Source organism: Synechococcus sp. H55.8 (assembly GCF_047462375.1).
Taxonomy (GTDB): Bacteria; Cyanobacteriota; Cyanobacteriia; order Thermostichales; family Thermostichaceae; genus Thermostichus.
The window spans coordinates 38931-56906 of record NZ_JANSJC010000021.1; the positions used below are offsets into that span (position 1 = coordinate 38931).

A 17976-nucleotide genomic window follows, 5' to 3' on the forward strand; every position below is an offset into this window, starting at 1 on the left:
CATGGAACAGATCATCCGACGCAGCCAAGTGGTGGGCCTGCTGGCCCTGGATGGCAGCACCGCCACGGCCCTGGGCACCGTCGAAGAAATCTGGGTCGATCCCCAGGGACGGGTCTGCTACTTCACCAGCCAGCAGGGCTACACTCCCCTGGAGCAGATCTCGCTCATCGGGCCGGACGCGCTGCTGACCTACTCCGCCGTTTTCGCCACCCCGGCAACGCCCCTCAGCTCCCTCTACCGGCGAACGGTGCGCATTGGGGATCAGCCAGTGGGTTGGATTGAGGATTTTCTCTTCGACTGGGAGACCGGATCCATTGCTGCTTACATCCTGGGGGGCAGCATTGCTGAGCCCTGGGGAGGGCGCGCCGTCCTCTTACCTGAGGATGTAGAGGCCATCGACGTGGACGCGGTGGTGGTCAAGGAAGATGCTCCCCAGCGCCTCAAATCGGAGACTGAGGGCCTAAAGAACTTTTGGAGCGAAAAATCCCGCCAAGTCAAGCAGCTCATCCAGCGCATGGGGGAGCGCCTCAAAGCCCTGGTCGGCCCCCAGGATCCGCCGGAGGTGGTGCGCGTCAAGGTCAAGCAGGTGCGGGACGAGCTGGCCAAAGGGGGCAAGTTCGACCTCTCCCTGCTGGATGAGGCGGCAGAGTTTTTGCAGCAAAAATGGACAACCTGGCAGCAGCGCCTCAGCCGCGCCGCCCAGCGCATGCAAGCTGCCCTCCAGGCCGCCTGGGAGAAACTAACCGAGTGATGCTCCAACTCCCCTCTCCCAAAGGGAGAGGGGGCGGGGGTGAGGGCTGACTCCCTTTGGGAGAAGGGCCGGGGGTGGTCGCGTGAGCGGCGCGGAGCGCTTGGGCTGACTCCCTTTGGGAGAGGGGATGGGGGTGAGGGAATAGCCCCAGCTGACAGAGGGCAGGTTTTTCCGCTAGCATTAAAAATCGCTGTCAATGCTCGGATCAGGTTTCAAGACCCGCAGGGGCACCTGTACGGCAAGGAAAAGGCATGACCTACGCGATTGTGGAAACCAGTGGCAAGCAGCTTTGGGTAGAGCCGGGGCGCTTTTACGACATCGATCGCCTGCCCGGCACAGAAGAGAACAGCCCTTTGACCCTGTCCCAGGTGTTGTTGATTAACCATGAGGGACAGGTGACCCTAGGCCGTCCCTATATTGCCGAGGCCGTGGTCAGGGCGCGGGTTCTGCAGCACCGCCGCGGCAACAAAATCATCGTCTACAAGATGCGGCCGAAGAAAAAGACCCGCAAGAAAAGAGGCCATCGGCAGCCGCTCACCCGTGTGCTGATCGAGTCCATCGAACTCAACGGGGCGCCACTGGCCGCCGCTCAGGCTGCCTCGCCATCCACTTCTGAGATGGCAATTGCTGCAGCCGGGATCCCCGAGGCGGAGGAATAGACCCTAAACTTAGGATCCCAACTTATCTTCGGCGACGACACACTTGCACAGGAGGCATTATGGCTCACAAGAAAGGAACCGGCAGCACCCGCAACGGCCGCGACTCCAATGCCAAGCGGCTGGGGGTGAAGTGCTTTGGCGGCGAGCTGGTGCATCCCGGCTACATCCTGGTGAGACAGCGGGGCACCAAGTTTCACCCAGGGGTGAACGTGCGCATCGGCGGCGATGACACTTTGTTTGCGGTAGCCACCGGCATTGTCACCTTTGAGCGCTACGGCAAACGGCGGCAGAAGGTGAGCGTTTACCCGGCTGAGGCGGCTGCCCAATAGGTGGCCTTTTTTCCCGTTCTGGCCAGGACAGCCCATTTGTCCCATCCCCCCCAAGCCAACAGAGGGATCCCAGCTTGGCCCAATGCCCAATTCTGTGTGGAGCGCCTGTGAGATCTGGGGCTGTGCGGGTGTACTTGTTTCGTGGCGTGGGGTTGCTCCACCTCATTGCCGGGGTGGCATACCTCTACTGGCGCATCACAGCCGGGCTGACCGGTCTGGGATCCCTTGTGTTTTGGGGGGCCGAGCTGTACGTTTGGCTGGCGGCGGTGGGCTTTATCCTCAGCCGCTATCCCCAGGTGCCGCGAAAGGGAGTGCCGACGCCGGAGGTGCTGCGGCGGGCGTTTTTTCAACTGCCGCGGGTGGATGTGCTGGTGATGCGCCAGCGGGATTCTGTGGAAGCGACCCGGCAGACGGTGCTCTCGGCCCTGCGCCTGGATTACCCCTGGGAGCGGCTGTTTGTCCATGTTGTGGATCGGGTGGAAGATGCGGAGATGGCTAAAGTGGCGCGGGCCATCCCCTGCGAGTACTGGCCTTGCCCCAGGCCAACCCTGGATCCCCTGGCTTACATGCTGGGATGCGGCCAGATCCAAGGGGAGTATCTGCTCCTGTTGCAGCCGGGCCATTTTGTCGAGCCGGATTTTTTGTGGCAGACGTTGCCCCTGTTTTACGACTCGCCAGAGCGGGCTCCCATCGCCAATGCCACCGGCTTTGTGCAGGCGATGCTGCGCACCCTGGGCCGGCCCCAGGCCGTCCACCCCCTACAGCAGCTTTTGGCGGTGGGATCCCAGGGCTACCAGACGGCGCCCCTGTTGGGATCCGGCTGTCTCATTCGGCGGGCAGCCCTGGAGGGGATCCCGCAGATCGATATCCGCCGCCCTGTGCAGTTGGGGTGTCAGATGCACTGCCGCGGCTGGCAGTCCCACCTGGCTTGCCAGGCCCAGGTCACCGGCGTTTTGTTGCCCTTGCGCAACCGTCGCGTGGCTTTGCTGGCGATTTTTTCGGCCTTGCGGGAAAACCCCTTCTGGGGCAAGGCCACCACGCAGCAGCAGCGCTTCCAGTACCTGTGGCTGGCCCTCTGGGCTGCTGGCGGCGTGGCGGAGCTGGCCTATTTGGCGGTGCCCATCCTCTTTCTCTGCACGGGCTGGATGCCGGTGCCGGCCTTTGACAGGGTCTTTTTCGCCTGGTTTTTGCCCTATGCCCTGCTGGGGCGGATCACCTGGCTGCTGGCCTTCCCCCCCTCGCTGTGGGGGGCCGCGTGGCGGTCAGAACGGCAGACGGGCAGCCAGTTCTTCCAGTCTATCCAGGCGCTGGTGCAGAGCTTGCGAGGCGGGATCCCCTATCCTGAACAGCCGTCCCAGCTTTCCCTCGGCCCGCAGGCGCTGGCTATTGTGCTGACCTTGCTGGCGATGGGGGTGGGATCCCTGCGCTTTGCCGGCAACTGGGATCCGAGCTGGCCGGAGCTGATCTTTGGCTTGGTTTGGGCCTTCTACAACCTGATGATCCTGACAGTGCGCCCCGACGATCACGATTTTGCCGGCTTTGCCCTGTCCAGCAGCAGTGCGGCGACGGAAGAGAGCGCCAACCCCTAAACTGCCCAGCCAACATCCATTGGCTGCTGCAGAGATAGAATTGCAGGCTGCCGCAGCGGCTGGTGGGCAAACGCTATGCTGTGAGAAACATACAACGATTGACTCGGCACAGGTTGCCCCCAACTCTCCGGGGAGGCGTACCGGTGGAGAGGCGGGATCCCTGGCCAAGTTGCCCCTGATGTTTGCAGAATTGAACGCAGTTTTCTGGGTTTAAGAACGGCACACCTGTGGAGTCAGAAAGACCCCCCCTTCGACTGTTTCCCCTGGGCACAGATCCCCGGCAGCAAGGCTGTGCCTACTGGCTGGAGATGGGATCCCACCGCTTGCTCCTCGATTGCGGTTTGCCTGCTTCCTCCCTCTTCAAGGCCCTGCCAGGGATCCCAGACGCGGTGATCTGCAGCCACGCTCACTTTGACCATCTGCAGGGGCTGCCCGCCTTTCATCGTCGCTACCCGCAGGTGCCCCTCTACGCCACCCCGGTGACGGCTCATTTGGCCGGCGGGTTGTGGGAGCGCGGTGTTTGGCCAGGCTACGACCGGGATATTCGCTTTCCCCCTTTTCGGGCGCTGCCCTTTGGCCGGGCGCGGGAGATCTTGCCCCACCTGATGCTCACTTTCTTTGCGGCCGGGCACCTGCCAGGGGCGGCGGCAACCCTGCTGCAAAATACCCAGACCACTCCAGCCCAAACCTGCGTGTACACCGGCGACTGTTCCCTGGCCTCAACTCGCTTTGCCCCCGGCCTGGATCTCGCCGCTTTGCGCCACTGGCAGCCGGACGTGCTGCTCATCGAAGCCTCGCTGGGATCCACCCGCCATCCGCCCCGTCGTCATCTGGAAAATCGCCTGGTGGAGCGGTTGCTCAGCGCCCTGGAAGCGGGGCAAACGGTGCTGTTGCCGCTGCCGGTGTTGGGGCTGGGGCAGGAGCTGATCTTTCTCCTCAAGGCCCACCACCGCTTTACCCAATCTCCCCAAGCACTGAAGGTGTGGGTGGCGCCGGGTTTGGCGGCAGGCTGCGAGCTCTACGAACGCTTGCTCCCCTACCTGCCGGAGCCGGTGCGCAACTTCGCCACCTACCAGCCCTTGTTTTGGGAAGACCGCCTACAGCCACAGGTGCAGCCCCTCACGGAGGCGGATCCTCTGCCCCAAGGCCTGCTGCTGTGCGATGCCGATGCTGATCCCAAGGCCTGGGATCCCATTTGGTCGAGGTTGTTGGCCCAACCGCAGCGCTCCTGTCTGCTGCTGCGGCTGCCGGAAGTGGAGCTGGCCACCCCGTTTGAGCGTTGGCCGGCACCGCTGCGCTCCCGCCTGGCGGTGGAATGGATGACCTGGCACAGCCACAACGATGTCGGGCATCTCACCCAGATCATCCACACCTTTCGCCCCCAACATCTGGTTTTGGTGCACGCCAGCCCCCAGCAAGCGCAGGATCTGGCGGATCTGCCAGAGCTGTGCAATCGCTACCATGTCCACTGCCCCCAGTCTGGCCATTGGCTAGAGCTGGCCGACGGGCGCCTGCAAACCCCGATCCAGCCCCCAGATGCTCCTGCCGAGGTCAGGGATCCCGCGGTGCGCTACGAGGGGGAGGTGGAAGAAATTTGGCAGGAACAGGGCCCGCCCCGCGCCTTGGCCGGAGTGCAGGTGCGTCTGCCGCCCCAGATCGCCCAGGATCCCCGCTGGGCCGCCTGGGCCGATACCGGCCTGGTGGAAGCCCGCTGGCAGGGATCCGAACTGGTGCTGCGCGGCCTTGCTCCACGGGAGCTGATCCGTCCGGCAGAGGCTGCCCCCGCCCCAGCAGGAATCATGTCGCGTCCAAAACAGACTTCTGCCTCCACCCATAACGGTGGCAGAAAGTGCCAGAACTGCCGCTTTGCCCGCCAGATCTTGACCTCACAAGCCCAAGCCTTTCGCTGCGACCAAGAGCGCTCTCCCCTCTACCGCCTCCGGGTGGATCCGCAAGGAAGCTGTCCTTACCATCAGCCGCTGGAAATCCGCTCTTCCGGTTAGCTTCCAACAAGCCCCGAAGCCACAGCAGCCCAAAGGCTAGAATGGGACAAGTCGCGGTAGCCACCATGCCTGAGCAACAACCCTGGGCAGCTCGCCGTCAGGGGCCGGTCGGATCCCTGGAGCGATCAGCCGACGCCTTGATCCCACCCCGCCCGCCCGTGGTGCAGATGGCTGGGGTGAACAAGGTCTACTCACTGCCGGAAGGCAGCTTTCAGGCCCTCTACGACATCAACCTAACGATCTGGCCGAGAGAGTATTGCGCCATCATGGGGCCCTCGGGCTCCGGCAAGTCCACCCTGATGAACCTCATGGGCTGTTTGGATCGGCCCAGCTCAGGGCGCTACTGGCTGGACGGCGTGGAAGTCTCTACCCTGACGGATCGGGAGCTGGCCCGGATTCGCAACCAAAAGATCGGCTTTGTCTTCCAGCAGTTTCATCTGCTGCCTGTTCTGACAGCACTGGAAAACGTCATGCTCCCCTTGGCCTATGCCGGGATCCCGGAGCCAGAACAGCGCCGGCGGGCCAAGCAAGCTTTAGAACAAGTGGGCTTGGGGAGCAAACTGCACCAGCGCCCAGCCCAGCTCTCCGGGGGCCAGCAGCAGCGGGTGGCCATTGCCCGGGCCGTCGTCAACCGACCGCAACTGTTGTTGGCTGACGAGCCCACAGGAGCCCTGGACAGCCACACCGGTCAGGAAGTGCTCAACCTTTTTGCCGAGCTCCACCGCCAGGGCATTACCCTTGTCGTGGTTACCCATGACCTGAAAGTGGCCCAGGTCGCCCAGCGCATCATCCGAGTTGCCGATGGGCATTTGCTGGCCTAGGCCGGGATCCAACGGGGGCCTATCGGGAACGAGCCGGCTTGCGCTAGCCTAAACGCAACTGAGCGCTCGGCAGGATCAGACCGTGAAATTGATCGAAGATATCATCCGATTTTTGGAAACCCGCCTAGAGGAATTCCTCAGGGCCCACCCCGAGATCGAGTTGCAAGCCCTCGACGAGCAGTTGCGCCAGCAGGAAGAGGATACTCGACGCCTGTTACAGGAAAGCCGCGCTCAGAAGCAGGCCCTCAGCGAAGCTCTCGCCAAGCTGGGCGAGGAGATCAAGACCTGGCACTTTCGCATCGAAAAAGCTGAGCAGGCCAACCGCCCCGATCTGGCCGAAGGGGCACGCAGACGCGAAGCCGAACTGCTGCAGCAAGGGAGCCGGTTGTTCAACCAAGGGAAATCCCTAGAGGAGAAAATCCGGCAACTGGAAGCTCTACTGCCGCAAATTGCCCAGCGCCGCCAAGAGGTACAAACCAAGCTACAAGAAGTCAAAGCCGCACAAGCCAAAACTGCCGCCGAGCGGGTTAGCCCCTGGGAAAAGCTGTTTGAGGAGGATAAATTGGAGGAAGAATTTCGTCGGCTGGAGATGCGGCTGGCGGTAGATAAGGAATTGGATGACATGAAGAAAAAGGTGGGGGAACAGCAGCGGCGGTAGCAGCCCGACCTGTGCCCAGAAAAACTTTGTTAACCTCGAATCCAGTTGCAACAGCCAAACCAAAATCAAGCTGGGTGGAACCTATAATTTCAGCTCTCGGTCTTAAGAGCCGGAGCAAAATCGCTTCGGAGACTTTCTCCGCCACCGAACGAGAAGGAAAGCCCCTCTTCTCCACCAAGAGTGATACGCTATTGGGCATGAATGAGTTGTATCTGAATCACCCCACATTTGGTTTGCTCTACAGCCTGTGTCGGGTTGACGAAAGTCAGGCCATCTTCACCACCCTTTATGCTCAAAGGCTCTTTTTTCGGGTTTACTTCAAGCCGCCGGATAACAACGGGGATCCTGCTGCCGTGGAGGAGCTGGTCTTTGATCCGATTAGCCGTAACGAGGCTCGCCAACTCATCGAAGAGCAGATGCGCCTGCTGCGCCGCGCCGCTCGTCAAGACGAGCTAGAACAACTGCAGTTGATCTATAAGCAAACCTTTTCCTAGCGGGGCTCCTTCTGAGAGTCTGGCATGACCTTAGGGCAAGGGTTACGTCCCCCCAGACAGCCGCTTATGGCCACTTCAAACTAGATTAAGACACTTCCCACGCGTCCCTCGCCACTCCCCTCACCCCCAGCCCCTCTCCCTGAGGGAGAGGGGAGTCGAGAATAGCGCCCCGCGTCGCTGGCGCAAACGAAGCCTTGAAATGACGATAAAACCTAAAACTGGGACAGAAAGCGCAGGTCGCTGCTGTAGAACAGCCGGATATCTTGAATGCCGTGTAGGAGCATGGCCATTCGCTCGATGCCGATCCCTGCCGCAAACCCGGTGTAGCGCTCCGGGTCATAGCCCACCGCCTGAAACACATTGGGATCCACCATGCCACAGCCGAAAATCTCCAGCCACTTGGAGCCAAAGCGCACGTCCATCTCGGCGGAAGGCTCGGTGAAGGGAAAATAGCTGGGGCGAAAGCGGGTTTCTCGCTGGCCCAACAGGCGAGTGACGAACTCCTTGAGGGTACCCTTCAGGTCGCAAAAGGTGAGGTTCTCGCCCACCGCCAAAATTTCCATCTGGTGAAATACGGCAGAGTGGGTGGCATCGACGGTATCGCGGCGCATCACTCGCCCGGCATGGACAATGCGCAGCGGCGGCTGGTGCTGCTCCATGTAGCGCACCTGCACCGAAGAGGTTTGGGTGCGCATCAGATAGCCCTTTTCTAGGTAGAGGGTATCCTGCATGTCCCGCGCCGGGTGGTCGGCAGGGGTGTTGAGGGCCTCGAAGTTGTAGTACTCCGTCTCGATCTCCGGGCCGTGCACCACCGTGTAGCCCATCCCCACAAAAATATCCAGCATGCGGTCGATGGTGGCCTGCAAAGGGTGGATCCGCCCCAGAGGCCGACGCGGCCCCGGCATGGTGACATCCAGCCGCTCTGCTTCTAGGCGCTGCAGCAGTTGAGCTTCGCCAAGGGCCTGCTTGCGCTGCTCCAGGCTGGATTGGAGAGACTCTTTGAAGGTGTTGGCCAAAGCGCCAATCGCAGGCCGTTCTTCTGGGGGCAGCTTCCCCATTCCTCCCAAGATCTTGGAGAGCTTGCCCTTTTTGCCCAGGTAGTCGATGCGGAGCTGCTCCAGAGCCTCCAGATCGGCGGCTTGTTCCACTTGGGCAAGAGCCTCGCTTTGCAGGGTGAGAAGCTGCTGGCGGAGCGTGTCTTTTGCGTCTTGCATGGGGCCAATTCCAAGGGCAGAAGGGATCCCCGAAGGGCTGAATAAGTCCCTACAAAAGTATCACAGGAGGAAGCCCGGTCTTGACACTCCCACCGACTAAAGTCGGGGGATTCTTACGCAGTCCACAGACGGACTCGCAAAGGCGTTGTCAAGACGCCCCTAGACAGTTCCTTGAGACAGAGCCCCAAGGTTCTGCTTACTTTTTTCAGCAGGTTGGCCGCAGCATTAGCATCCGCATTGACCAACCATCCCGTTGCCGTTTGGTACAGTCCCCGCTTTACTCGCTTCCCAGATGCTTGCCACCCGTCGGGTTTTTCACCATAGTTAGGCAGCTCATCCCCATCCAAGAAGCTGGCCTGGGAACTGTACGCCTCATCAACCTCGATAAACTCAATGCCGTATTGCTGACATAGCTCCTCTATGCGCCTCTTCAACCGCTCGGTGGGAATGAAGACAAAGCTCTGGTTGTTAACCTTGCCTAGGTTGCACGCTTGCTTTTGCCCTTTGTTCCAGCCAAAGATAACTTTCCCAATAGAGTGCTCCAGACAGGAGTTGACAACCAGGCGAGCGGCTTTGTTGACGGCATCCCGCATCCTACGATTTCTTTTCTCAGTGAGACAACTGAGGCGGCGAGACCAAAAGCCTTGTGGTTTATTAGTTCTGAGCCTGGCCACCTCTTTGTTGTACCACTGGTTAAAAGATTTAACCTTGCGCCCGTCGATGATGAAGCTGTGCCCTAGATTGCTGACGCAGGCAAGCCAGTTGTCAACTCCGTGGTCAATTGCCAACGCTTTTGTTGGGTCAAGGGGCTGTGGTTGAGAAGGTTTGGCATACACCCACTCTAGGTAGAACACCCCATGTCGGGGTAGGATTCTGAGTTCCTTGAGGTCTTCCCACCGCAAATGGGTAGGGAACTGCACCCAGAAAGCGTCTAGGCCAAACCACGCCTTGACTTGTTTGCCGAGAGGCACTCTGACCTGCCCTTCTTGGAATTTCAGCCATTGCTTCGGGTAGGCTACAGGGAACAGTCCAGCCTTACGGTAGTGCGGCAACCTGGGCTTTGCGTTCGGCTGCGCTTGCAAAAGCGACTTAAAGCTAGTTAGTGCTTCTGCTACTGACTTGCAAGTTTGCTGTGCAGAGGAAGCGTACATCGCCGCAAAGTGCTTGTTCTTGGTTCTCACCATCTCTCTGCAGAGCTGAGCGTAGCTTACCAGTCGCTTGGTCTTGAAATAGACTTGGCGAGCATAGTACAGAGCACAGTTGTAGACCTTGTTAGACTGCTGGCAGAGGTACTCCAGTAGGGCTACTAGCTTCCTGTCCTGAATCAGAACCTGTTGACAGCCGTAGTCCATTGGTGCTGAGTGGCGATCCAAAGCTATATTAACGACTCGCATCATTGGTGAGCATCGAAGGCTTTTCCGCCCCGCACTACTCGCGCTAGCGGGACGGAGTCCTTAGTACGGGGCTACCAAGCTACTCTGCTGTGTTGCAAAGAGCTACCCACTCCTTATTGGGGCCTAGCTCTGAGGCGCCGTTGGGGATAGCGGGGCGGAGTCCGTATCTGGCAACAGACACCCCAAAGCATCACACCCTGCCGGCCCCTCTGCTGCCAGGGCGAGGTGGTGGTCATGGCGGGCCAGGGCCGCGAAGAAGTCGTCTGTCCTTCGTCTCGTGTTGACCTCGGCCACCAGCCGCTCGTAGGTGGCCTTGTCGATTTTCTCGAAGGGCAGGCGGGGGAAGGGGGCGTCGAAGCGGGCCAACAGCGCTGCGCTGATGTAGCCCTCGTCGTCGCGGATGGCCTCGTAAATGCGGGATCCCAGCGCTTCGATCTCGTCCTCGCGCAGCTCAAGGGTAGCTGAGGTGTTGTGGGTGGTGTAGTACTTTTGCACCTGCATGTAAAAGTCAAACTGGGCCAGGGCGGAGAAGCGCTCAATCTCAATCTCCTCGGCGCCGGGCAAATTGGCCCACTCCACCTCCACCGGCAGCTCCACCAGCCACTCGGTACAGCGGGGATCAAAGGGGTCGTTGAGCAGGTTGCCGTTTTCGTCCTTGTCCGCCTGGGCGGGCACTACCGAGTAGCCATAGTCCAGACAGGCGAGGGCCACGGGGTCGTTTTTGGCAAAGGTGATGCGGCGGATGTAGCGCTGGGCCTTGGGCGGGTGCCAGCCGGGCGAGGCGTTGGTGAGCAGGGACTTGGTGCCAGCGGGCTGAACAGTGGTGCAGCGGTTGGGACGGCGCAACCCGTGGCGGTCGCAGTAGTCCCAGACCACGCGGTGGACAACTTCCTTCCAAAAGCTGAGGTATTCCTGCTCCTGCTGCTTGAACTCCCGCCCCAGGGGCGTATCCGGCCTCCCTTCTTGCCACCAGCGCAGCCAGTCTACCCCAAAGGCTTTGACGCAAAAGTCAAACAGACCGGTAAACGAGACGCCGACGATGGGATCCCACTCCCGCGAGCGCTGGAAGCGGGGCTCGACAAAGCGATGGTGCAATAGCGCCGCCGCTGTCAGGGCCCCGGCTGTGAAGGCCTCCTCTTGTTCCTGGCGGTTGTGGGGATCCAGCCGGTTGAGGTGGATCTCAGCCAGGTTGCAGTGGAAGTCGCATCCAATGATCTCGCCGCAAGGGTTTAACCCATACCGCCGCAGCCGGTGCTCCAGTTCAGCCTCGGGCAGGGTTGGCCAGTGGTGTTTTAGCCAGCGTCGAGCTTCCTCTGGGCCTTGGGAAGCATAGATGTTGAGGAAGGTCTGTTTCAATTCTGGAGTGGCGAGCAGGTCGGCATTGGCCCGCGCCACAGCTTCCCCCGCCCACTGGATGGCTCCCTCGCCGGAGTAAAACTGCTTGCGCACCGCCGCAATGCACTCTTCTCGCGTTGGCTTGCGGTGGAACACGCGCGTGTGGTTGGCCATGCGCAGGGCATCCCGCTCCGGGTCAATTCTCCAGTTGCCCTGCTCGTCCTGCTGCCAGAGGTTGTCCTTGGCGCTGGATCCCAGCTCGTCGTCGGCGGCAAATTGGCGCATGCCCGCGCTGTTGTGGGTGAGATAGCCATTGCAGTAAAAGCAATGAGCCTCTTCGACTTCAATGTCGTAGGTTCGTACCCAGTCATGGCTGCCTAGGCCCTTAACTGTAACGGGGATATCCAAATCCAACCCCGACTCAGCCAAGTATCGTTCATAGTTGGCTTCGACCGACCGAGCTCCTTGGCAGCCCATGCCGCGCATCTCAGTGTAGCTGTATACTTCCTGCAGCAGGGAACCCGGAATCGTAAAGCCATGCATCTCCAGCCCTTGGGGCAACTTCCCTTTAGCTGAGTAGGGAGCCACCAAGGCGTTGTACCGATCCTTGAACGCCGGTAGGGTAAGGCTGTATTGAACCTGCCAGTTCTCCTGCTGGGGGGGGAGGATTTTGAGTCGGCCTGCAATACCCAGACTGGAGAGCACAGCCCCCACTTGCAGGGCAAAGGAGCGGTGGACAGTTGTCAGCAATTGGGGGGGATGACTACGGGTTGACCCATCGCTGTCGATAAGGCCTGCCAGGTAAGCTGACCGTACCTCAACGGTGCCGCGCAGGATAAAGTCGGGAACTTGCAGGGGTTGCTTTGGTTTCTTGATGTGCCGCTCGAAATACTCCGCCAGCGGGATGCAGGAACACACAAACTTTGCCCTGTTCTCCCCTGGCCCATAGCTGCAGGTAGCTGTCAGCCCGAAGGCGGCTAGCGCCTGCTCCAGCTTAGCTTGGAGACGGGAAAGCAGCTCGGGATCCAGGGTATTGGCACTCCACTCCAGGTGACCGTAGGGCTTGCCGTGGAGATCGCGCCCCAGCGCAACATACCCATCCCCCTGGGTAAACCCAATGAGCCAGGCCACCTCTGGTGTCAGGGGCGGGATGTGCAGGGGCTTTGCGGTGGGGCTTTGTCTTGGACGAGGTGCCGTAAAGTCCTCAGGGAGGTGGGTAATGGTGCCGGGGAGAACTTGGGTGTTGTGCAGCAGACGATCCCCCTCGACTAACTCGTGGGTACTTTTCCATGCGATGTTCCCCCGAGCGTCTGCCAAAACCGCATGGCGGTGGTTCAAAGTTGAAAAGAAAGGAAGGGCATTGGTCTCTATTTCGTAAACTTCTTGGATCCCTTGGTCAAACTTGTTGACCACCCGACGAAACCCAAGGGGGGTCTGAACCCAATCGCCTACCTGCACATCCTTGATGGGCACCAGACCTTGTGAGGTGTGCACCAAGGCGTTTTCAGGTAAGCACCGCCGAATGTTCCCCGCCACAATCGTCACCGCCGCCTCGTCGATGAGCAGGCAGCACTCCACCGAGTTCAGTTGTCTGCCCACCGCTTTGTTGAGGATGGCGGCACAGCGCTCGTAGAGGCCGGGCAGCTTGATGGGGTTGGCCACACCCCCAAACCCCTGTAGCCGCTCGCCGGCAGGGCGGACATCGCTCAAGTCCACCGTCACCTGGACCTCGCCGCCCAAGCTGGGATCCGCCGCCAGCTCCAGCAGCGCCTGGTAGGACTCCACCCAGCCCCGCCGGCTATCCCCCACCTGGATGTGCACCCGGGATCCCTGCCGCTGGATGCGGGTGTGCTCCTGCCGCTGCTCTCGGGGCGTGGCGCCGAGGGATCCCACCACCTGTACCTGCAGGCGGTTGAGGATGGGGGGCAAGCGGTTGATGAACTGGGGCTCCAGCACCGCCCCCGTGCCGCAGCCCATCATGGCCAGATCCATCATCAGGCCAAAAGAGCGCCAGTCCACCACGGTGGTGCTGGTGCAGTTGTAGGCGCCAGAGTAGTTTTCCGGCTTCTGGATCCAGTCGGTGCCCATCACCCACAGGGCCCGGCCCGAGATCAACGCCTTCAACTGCCGCTGCAGACGTTCCACCAGCTCCCGCTCCTGGGGAGTGAAGCGTCCTAGGCGGGCAATGTCGGTCAGGGTGCGATCGCAGACGTCGCTCCAAGTCTCGCGGCTGCCATCCGGGCGCCGCCGACTGTAGGTGCGGTAGAACACTGGAGCGGCCGTCGGAGCTGTTGCTGGGAACTCGCCCAGGGATCCCGTCACCTCGGCGAGACCAAGTCCCTGAATTTCCGGAGAATGTACTTCTTTGCTCTGAACCATAGCCACACCCCTCCTGCAAGGCTCCCCTGCTAAAGCTCCTTTGAGCGTCGGTTTGCAACCCCGCCGACCCGATGCCCAACCACGTTATCACAATCTTCAGGAGCCTGGTGTTGCAGGTAGTGTTGTGCTGGCAAGAGCTCCCAAAGATCCCCTAGGGATAGAGCCGGCCCGGTTATCTCTCCCGAGGTGTCTGCCGGAGGGAACGGAAGGCCAGGCAGAGGGGCTACAGTGGATGAAGAGGGATCCCGGGGAAGAGGGTCGCTTGCTCTCTCGAAAAGTCGCCCGCCTGGGCGCAAACTGTAGAAGGAGTTGGATGCCATGACCAGTCGCCTGCGCATCGGTAGCTTGTGGGGGATCCCCTTTTTCATCGACTACACCTGGTTTCCGGCGGCTCTGTTGCTGGTGCTCTCCTACGGCGTGGTGACGGCGCTGGGGCTGTTTCTCTCCTTGCTGGCCCATGAGCTGGCCCACAGCCTGGTGGCCCGCGCCTACGGAGTAAGGGTTAACTCCATTACCCTGTTTATTTTTGGGGGCATGGCAGCGATTGAGCGGGAAGTCCCCCGTCCCCTCGGCGCTTTTTGCGTGGCGGTGGCAGGTCCCCTCCTCAGCCTGGGCCTGTTCCTCATCTTCAGCCTGGCCCGGGCTTGGGCTGTGCCGGAGTCGATGCTGGCCTCAACCCTCACCAACTTGGCTGCCATCAACTTGACGATTGCCCTGTTTAATCTGCTGCCGGGACTGCCTCTGGATGGAGGGCAAATGCTCAAGGCGGCCATCTGGGGTTGGACAGGGGATCGCCAACAGGGCATGATCTGGGCGGCTCGGGCCGGACAATTTGTCGGCTTTGGCCTGTTGGGGCTAGGGTTGTTGGCGGTCTTTGCTGGCAGCCTGAATGGCCTCTGGCTGGGACTGATCGGACTGTTTATTTTGAACACCGCCCGCCGCTACAGCCAGTATGCCCAGCTCCAGCAGGTGTTGGCCCGCCTGAAGGCTGCCGATGTGATGACCCGCCAGTTTCGGGTGTTGGATGCCAACATGAGCCTGCGGGAGTTTGTGGATCGCTACCTGGTGCCCTCTTCCCTCAAGCCGGAAGCCCCAGCTCAGCCAGCAGAGATTTATTTCGCCGAGGAAGACGGCCGCTACCGCGGGTTGGTCAGGCCAGAACTGCTCAACGACATCGAGCGCAGCCAGTGGGATCGCCTCACCCTCAAGGCCATTCTCAAGCCGATGGAGCAACTGCAGGGGGTACGAGAGGAGACCCCCATCCCCCAGGTGATTCAGATGATGCGCCAGGCAGAACCGCGCCGCATTTTGGTCTTCACGCCCAGCGGTGCCATTGCCGGCTTGATCGATCGGGGCGATGTGGTGGCCATGGCTGCCCGGCAGTTGGGGGTTCTGCTGCCCCAAGAGGTGGTGCAACGGGTGCGAGACAGCCAAGAGTGGCCCCCTGGATTTCAGGTGGAGGACAATCTGGCCGGCGAGGGATCCCCCAGTCTCTCTTGGCAGGGATCCCCAGATCTGCACAACGAGCCTTAAATGCCAAGAAAAGTAGTCTCAAATGCTATTTCGCGGCGACCTTTTCCCTCTATAATTAAGAGTGTTCTCTATTAGTTAAGAATTTTGAATCGCGCTCCTCGTCTTTTGCCCGCCTACACCCACCGACTGAGCAATGGGCTAGGCGTCATCCTTCATCCCATCCCGATTGCCGATTCTGTTACTGTTGATGTCTGGGTACGGGCAGGTGCACGCCATGAGCTGCCGGAGTGCCTGGGCATCTCCCATTTTCTGGAACACATGGTGTTTAAGGGCAGCGAGCGTTTGGCCCCCGGTGAGTTGGACTGGGCCGTTGAAGGACGGGGGGGAGTTACCAATGCGGCCACCAGCCAAGACTACACCCACTACTACATTACGGTGGCCGCTGCCGACCTGGCCGATACCTTGCCTTACCTGGCAGAGGTGGTTTTGCGGGCCGGGATCCCGGAGCAGGAGTTTGAGCGGGAGCGGCAGGTGGTCCTGGAGGAAATTCGCCGCGCCGCCGACAACCCCGACTACACCGCCTATCAGCTTCTGATGGAGACCGCCTACGGGGAGCACCCTTATGGACGACCGGTGTTGGGCACGCCAGAAAGCCTGATGCAACTGACCCCTGAGCTGCTGCGCGCCTACCACCGCGGCTGGTATCGGCCTGAATCCATGACGGTGGTGGTGACGGGTGGCCTCGAACCTGAAAAGGCGCTGGCTTTGGTGGAGGAGCAGTTTGGTGGCTCTGCCGCCGGGCCGGCAGCGGTCAGCCCCCCCATTCCGCCGCAGCCTCGTCCCCAAGGGATCCTGCGCCGGGAGAGCACCCATGTCCGCTTGGAGCAAGCCCGCCTGAAATTGGCCTGGCCCACCGTCGGCATTGACGATTGGCAAGAGGCCTGTGGCTTGGAGATGTTGGCTTCTGTGCTGGGAGATGGCCGTACTTCGCGGCTGGTTCATCTGCTGCGGGAACAGCGGGGCTGGGTGAGGGCCATTGGCTGTTCTTCGCTGGTGCTGAAGGAGGGAGGGCTTTTTTGTATCAGTGCCCAACTGGAGCCGGAGGATGTGGCGCGGGTGGAGGCGACCATCCTGCACGAGATGGAAAAGTTACAGCAGGATGGCATCGGCCAAGCGGAGTTGGATCGCACCCGACGTATGCTCACCCATGAGTTCTTGTTCTCCGCCGAGTCTCCCAGTCAACTGGCGAGTATCTATGGCTACTACGAGACGCTGAGTGGGGTGCAACGCATTCAAGAGTACCTGGAGTTGTTGCAATCTTTTACCCCGGCTCAGCTCCGGGAACTGGCCCAGCAATACTTGTCTCCGGAAGCTCATGTGGTCACCCTTCTCAAGCCAACTGCTCTGGATCCGGCGGCAGTCTCGGAGCTGCAACTGGCTTGTCGTTGAGCGCTACCTCGACGCCCCAGACCCTTGATTTTCGGATTTTGGACCGGGATCCCTTGCCTGCATGAACGCTACCCTGTTTGCCACCCAACGTGGCCGTCTACAGCGCGTCCTTTTGGCCAATGGCCTCACGCTGTTGCTGGGCCAGAACCCAACGGTGGAGATCTTGGCGGCCCACTGCTTTTTCCGCGGCGGCAGCCGGTCAGAGCGACCGCAGCAGGCGGGGGTGAGCCACTTGACGGCGGCTGTCCTCACCAAAGGGACACATCGGCACAACTCTCAGGCCATTGCCGCTTGGGTGGAATCGCTGGGAGCCTCGCTGGGGGTGGACAGCTCTGCCGACTGTTTCGAGGTCAGCCTGCGCTGTGTGGCTGCGGATTTTCCTGAGCTGCTGGGGTTGCTGGCGGAGCTCCTGCGGGATCCCAGCTTTCCCGAGGCGGAGGTGGCGCGGGAGCGGGATTTGATGCTGCAGGCCATTCGCGCCCAACAGGAACGGCCCTTCAGCTTGGCTTTTGATCGGGTGCGGCAAGCCCTCTACGGGGATCACCCCTACGCCCTACCGGGGCTGGGACGGCTGGAGACGGTGGGATCCCTGACCCGCGAGGATTTGGTAGCCTATCATGCGGCCCACTGTCGTCCCGATGGAATGGTGATGGTGGTGATCGGCCCAGAGCCGCCGGAGCAGATGGCTGCCCAAGTGGAAGCTGCTTTGGGAGACTGGGTTGTTCCCGGCCCCTCTCCAAAAGACCTGGATCTTCCCCTACCCCCTCTGAGGGAGCCGCAACTGCTGAAGCTGCCCCAGCCCACCCAGCAGACGACCCTCTTGATCGGCTTTCGCGGATCCCCTGCGGCTTCTGCGGATTATCCAGCCCTGAAATTGCTGGCCACCTACCTGGGCAGCGGTCTGTCCAGCCGCCTGTTTGTGGAGCTGCGGGAGCGCTGCGGCCTGGCCTATGAGGTCTCGGCTTTTTTTGCCACCCGTCGGGATCCCGCTCCTTTTGGGGTTTATATGGGCACTGCGGCGGAGAACACCCAGGTAGCCCTGGAGCGCCTGCAGGCAGAAATCCACCGTCTGCAGGCCAATCCGCTCCCCCCAGAAGAGATAGAAATGGCCCAGCGCAAGCTATTGGGCCAATACGCCCTCAGCAAACAAACCAATGCCCAAGTGGCGCAACTGGCCGGCTGGTACGAGATTTTGGGCTTGGGCATGGAGTTCGACCAGCAGTACTTGCAAGAGGTCAGGCAGCTCACCCCAGAGCAGCTCCATCAAGCTGCGAAAACCTATCTGACCAACCCGGCCATTGCCCTGGTGGGGCCGGAAGCTGCCTTAGCAGAAGTTGAGCTGGTGTTTTGAATGAACTACCCCACCGCGCAGGCGGGTGGGGTTTCCCCATCCGCTTTACGGCGAGATTTTTGTCTCTTCCTCTGCCC

The 17976-nt window shown here is 60.8% G+C and carries 14 protein-coding genes; 11 read left to right on the top strand and 3 right to left on the bottom strand.

Annotated elements, in window-relative coordinates:
- Position 1: 1 nt before the first annotated feature.
- The 8 genes from NW862_RS09675 (at position 2) to NW862_RS09710 (ending at position 7304) form a co-directional block, all read left to right on the top strand.
- Complete coding sequence (locus NW862_RS09675; protein WP_414337143.1) at positions 2 to 751, top strand: photosystem reaction center subunit H; 750 nt, start codon at positions 2 to 4, stop codon at positions 749 to 751.
- A gap of 251 nt (positions 752 to 1002) precedes the next feature.
- Positions 1003 to 1410 (top strand): 50S ribosomal protein L21, encoded by a 408-nt coding sequence (rplU, locus tag NW862_RS09680; protein WP_414335739.1) that lies wholly within the window; start codon positions 1003 to 1005, stop codon positions 1408 to 1410.
- A 59-nt stretch (positions 1411 to 1469) separates the two neighbouring features.
- Complete coding sequence (rpmA, locus tag NW862_RS09685; RefSeq protein ID WP_414335737.1) at positions 1470 to 1739, top strand: 50S ribosomal protein L27; 270 nt, start codon at positions 1470 to 1472, stop codon at positions 1737 to 1739.
- 107 nt (positions 1740 to 1846) lie between these two features.
- Positions 1847 to 3328 carry a cellulose synthase gene (locus tag NW862_RS09690; RefSeq protein ID WP_414427127.1) on the top strand — a complete coding sequence of 494 codons (1482 nt, stop codon included), beginning with the start codon at positions 1847 to 1849 and terminating at the stop codon, positions 3326 to 3328.
- Between the two features lie 227 nt (positions 3329 to 3555).
- Positions 3556 to 5331 (top strand): MBL fold metallo-hydrolase, encoded by a 1776-nt coding sequence (locus tag NW862_RS09695; protein WP_414335734.1) that lies wholly within the window; start codon positions 3556 to 3558, stop codon positions 5329 to 5331.
- 65 nt (positions 5332 to 5396) lie between these two features.
- Positions 5397 to 6152, top strand: coding sequence for an ABC transporter ATP-binding protein (locus NW862_RS09700; RefSeq protein WP_414335732.1), 756 nt, complete (start codon positions 5397 to 5399; stop codon positions 6150 to 6152).
- Positions 6153 to 6234: 82 nt separating this feature from the next.
- Positions 6235 to 6810, top strand: coding sequence for a TIGR04376 family protein (locus NW862_RS09705; protein ID WP_414427128.1), 576 nt, complete (start codon positions 6235 to 6237; stop codon positions 6808 to 6810).
- Between the two features lie 197 nt (positions 6811 to 7007).
- The gene (locus NW862_RS09710; RefSeq protein ID WP_414335729.1) at positions 7008 to 7304 is read left to right on the top strand and encodes a PipX family protein; all 297 of its coding nucleotides are present in this window, start codon (positions 7008 to 7010) and stop codon (positions 7302 to 7304) included.
- A 212-nt stretch (positions 7305 to 7516) separates the two neighbouring features.
- Here the strand turns inward: NW862_RS09710 and pheS are convergent, their stop codons facing one another.
- The 3 genes from pheS to nrdJ all read right to left on the bottom strand — a co-directional run bounded on the left by pheS (position 7517) and on the right by nrdJ (position 13626).
- Positions 7517 to 8518 (bottom strand): phenylalanine--tRNA ligase subunit alpha, encoded by a 1002-nt coding sequence (gene pheS / locus NW862_RS09715; protein ID WP_414335728.1) that lies wholly within the window; start codon positions 8516 to 8518, stop codon positions 7517 to 7519.
- Between the two features lie 113 nt (positions 8519 to 8631).
- Entirely contained in the window at positions 8632 to 9915 is a 1284-nt protein-coding gene (locus tag NW862_RS09720) for an RNA-guided endonuclease InsQ/TnpB family protein (protein ID WP_414427129.1), read from the bottom strand.
- Between the two features lie 120 nt (positions 9916 to 10035).
- Positions 10036 to 13626 carry a ribonucleoside-triphosphate reductase, adenosylcobalamin-dependent gene (nrdJ, locus tag NW862_RS09725; RefSeq protein ID WP_414427130.1) on the bottom strand — a complete coding sequence of 1197 codons (3591 nt, stop codon included), beginning with the start codon at positions 13624 to 13626 and terminating at the stop codon, positions 10036 to 10038.
- 318 nt (positions 13627 to 13944) lie between these two features.
- Here nrdJ and NW862_RS09730 point away from each other — a divergent pair, with 318 nt between their 5' ends.
- The 3 genes from NW862_RS09730 to NW862_RS09740 all read left to right on the top strand — a co-directional run bounded on the left by NW862_RS09730 (position 13945) and on the right by NW862_RS09740 (position 17899).
- Positions 13945 to 15159: a site-2 protease family protein gene (locus NW862_RS09730; protein WP_414335773.1), complete on the top strand. Its 1215-nt coding sequence runs from the start codon at positions 13945 to 13947 to the stop codon at positions 15157 to 15159.
- An 84-nt stretch (positions 15160 to 15243) separates the two neighbouring features.
- A complete protein-coding gene (locus NW862_RS09735) occupies positions 15244 to 16548 on the top strand; it encodes a M16 family metallopeptidase (protein WP_414427131.1) in 1305 nt (434 codons plus the stop codon).
- Positions 16549 to 16609: 61 nt separating this feature from the next.
- Positions 16610 to 17899, top strand: coding sequence for a M16 family metallopeptidase (locus tag NW862_RS09740; protein ID WP_414337136.1), 1290 nt, complete (start codon positions 16610 to 16612; stop codon positions 17897 to 17899).
- Positions 17900 to 17976: the final 77 nt, after the last annotated feature.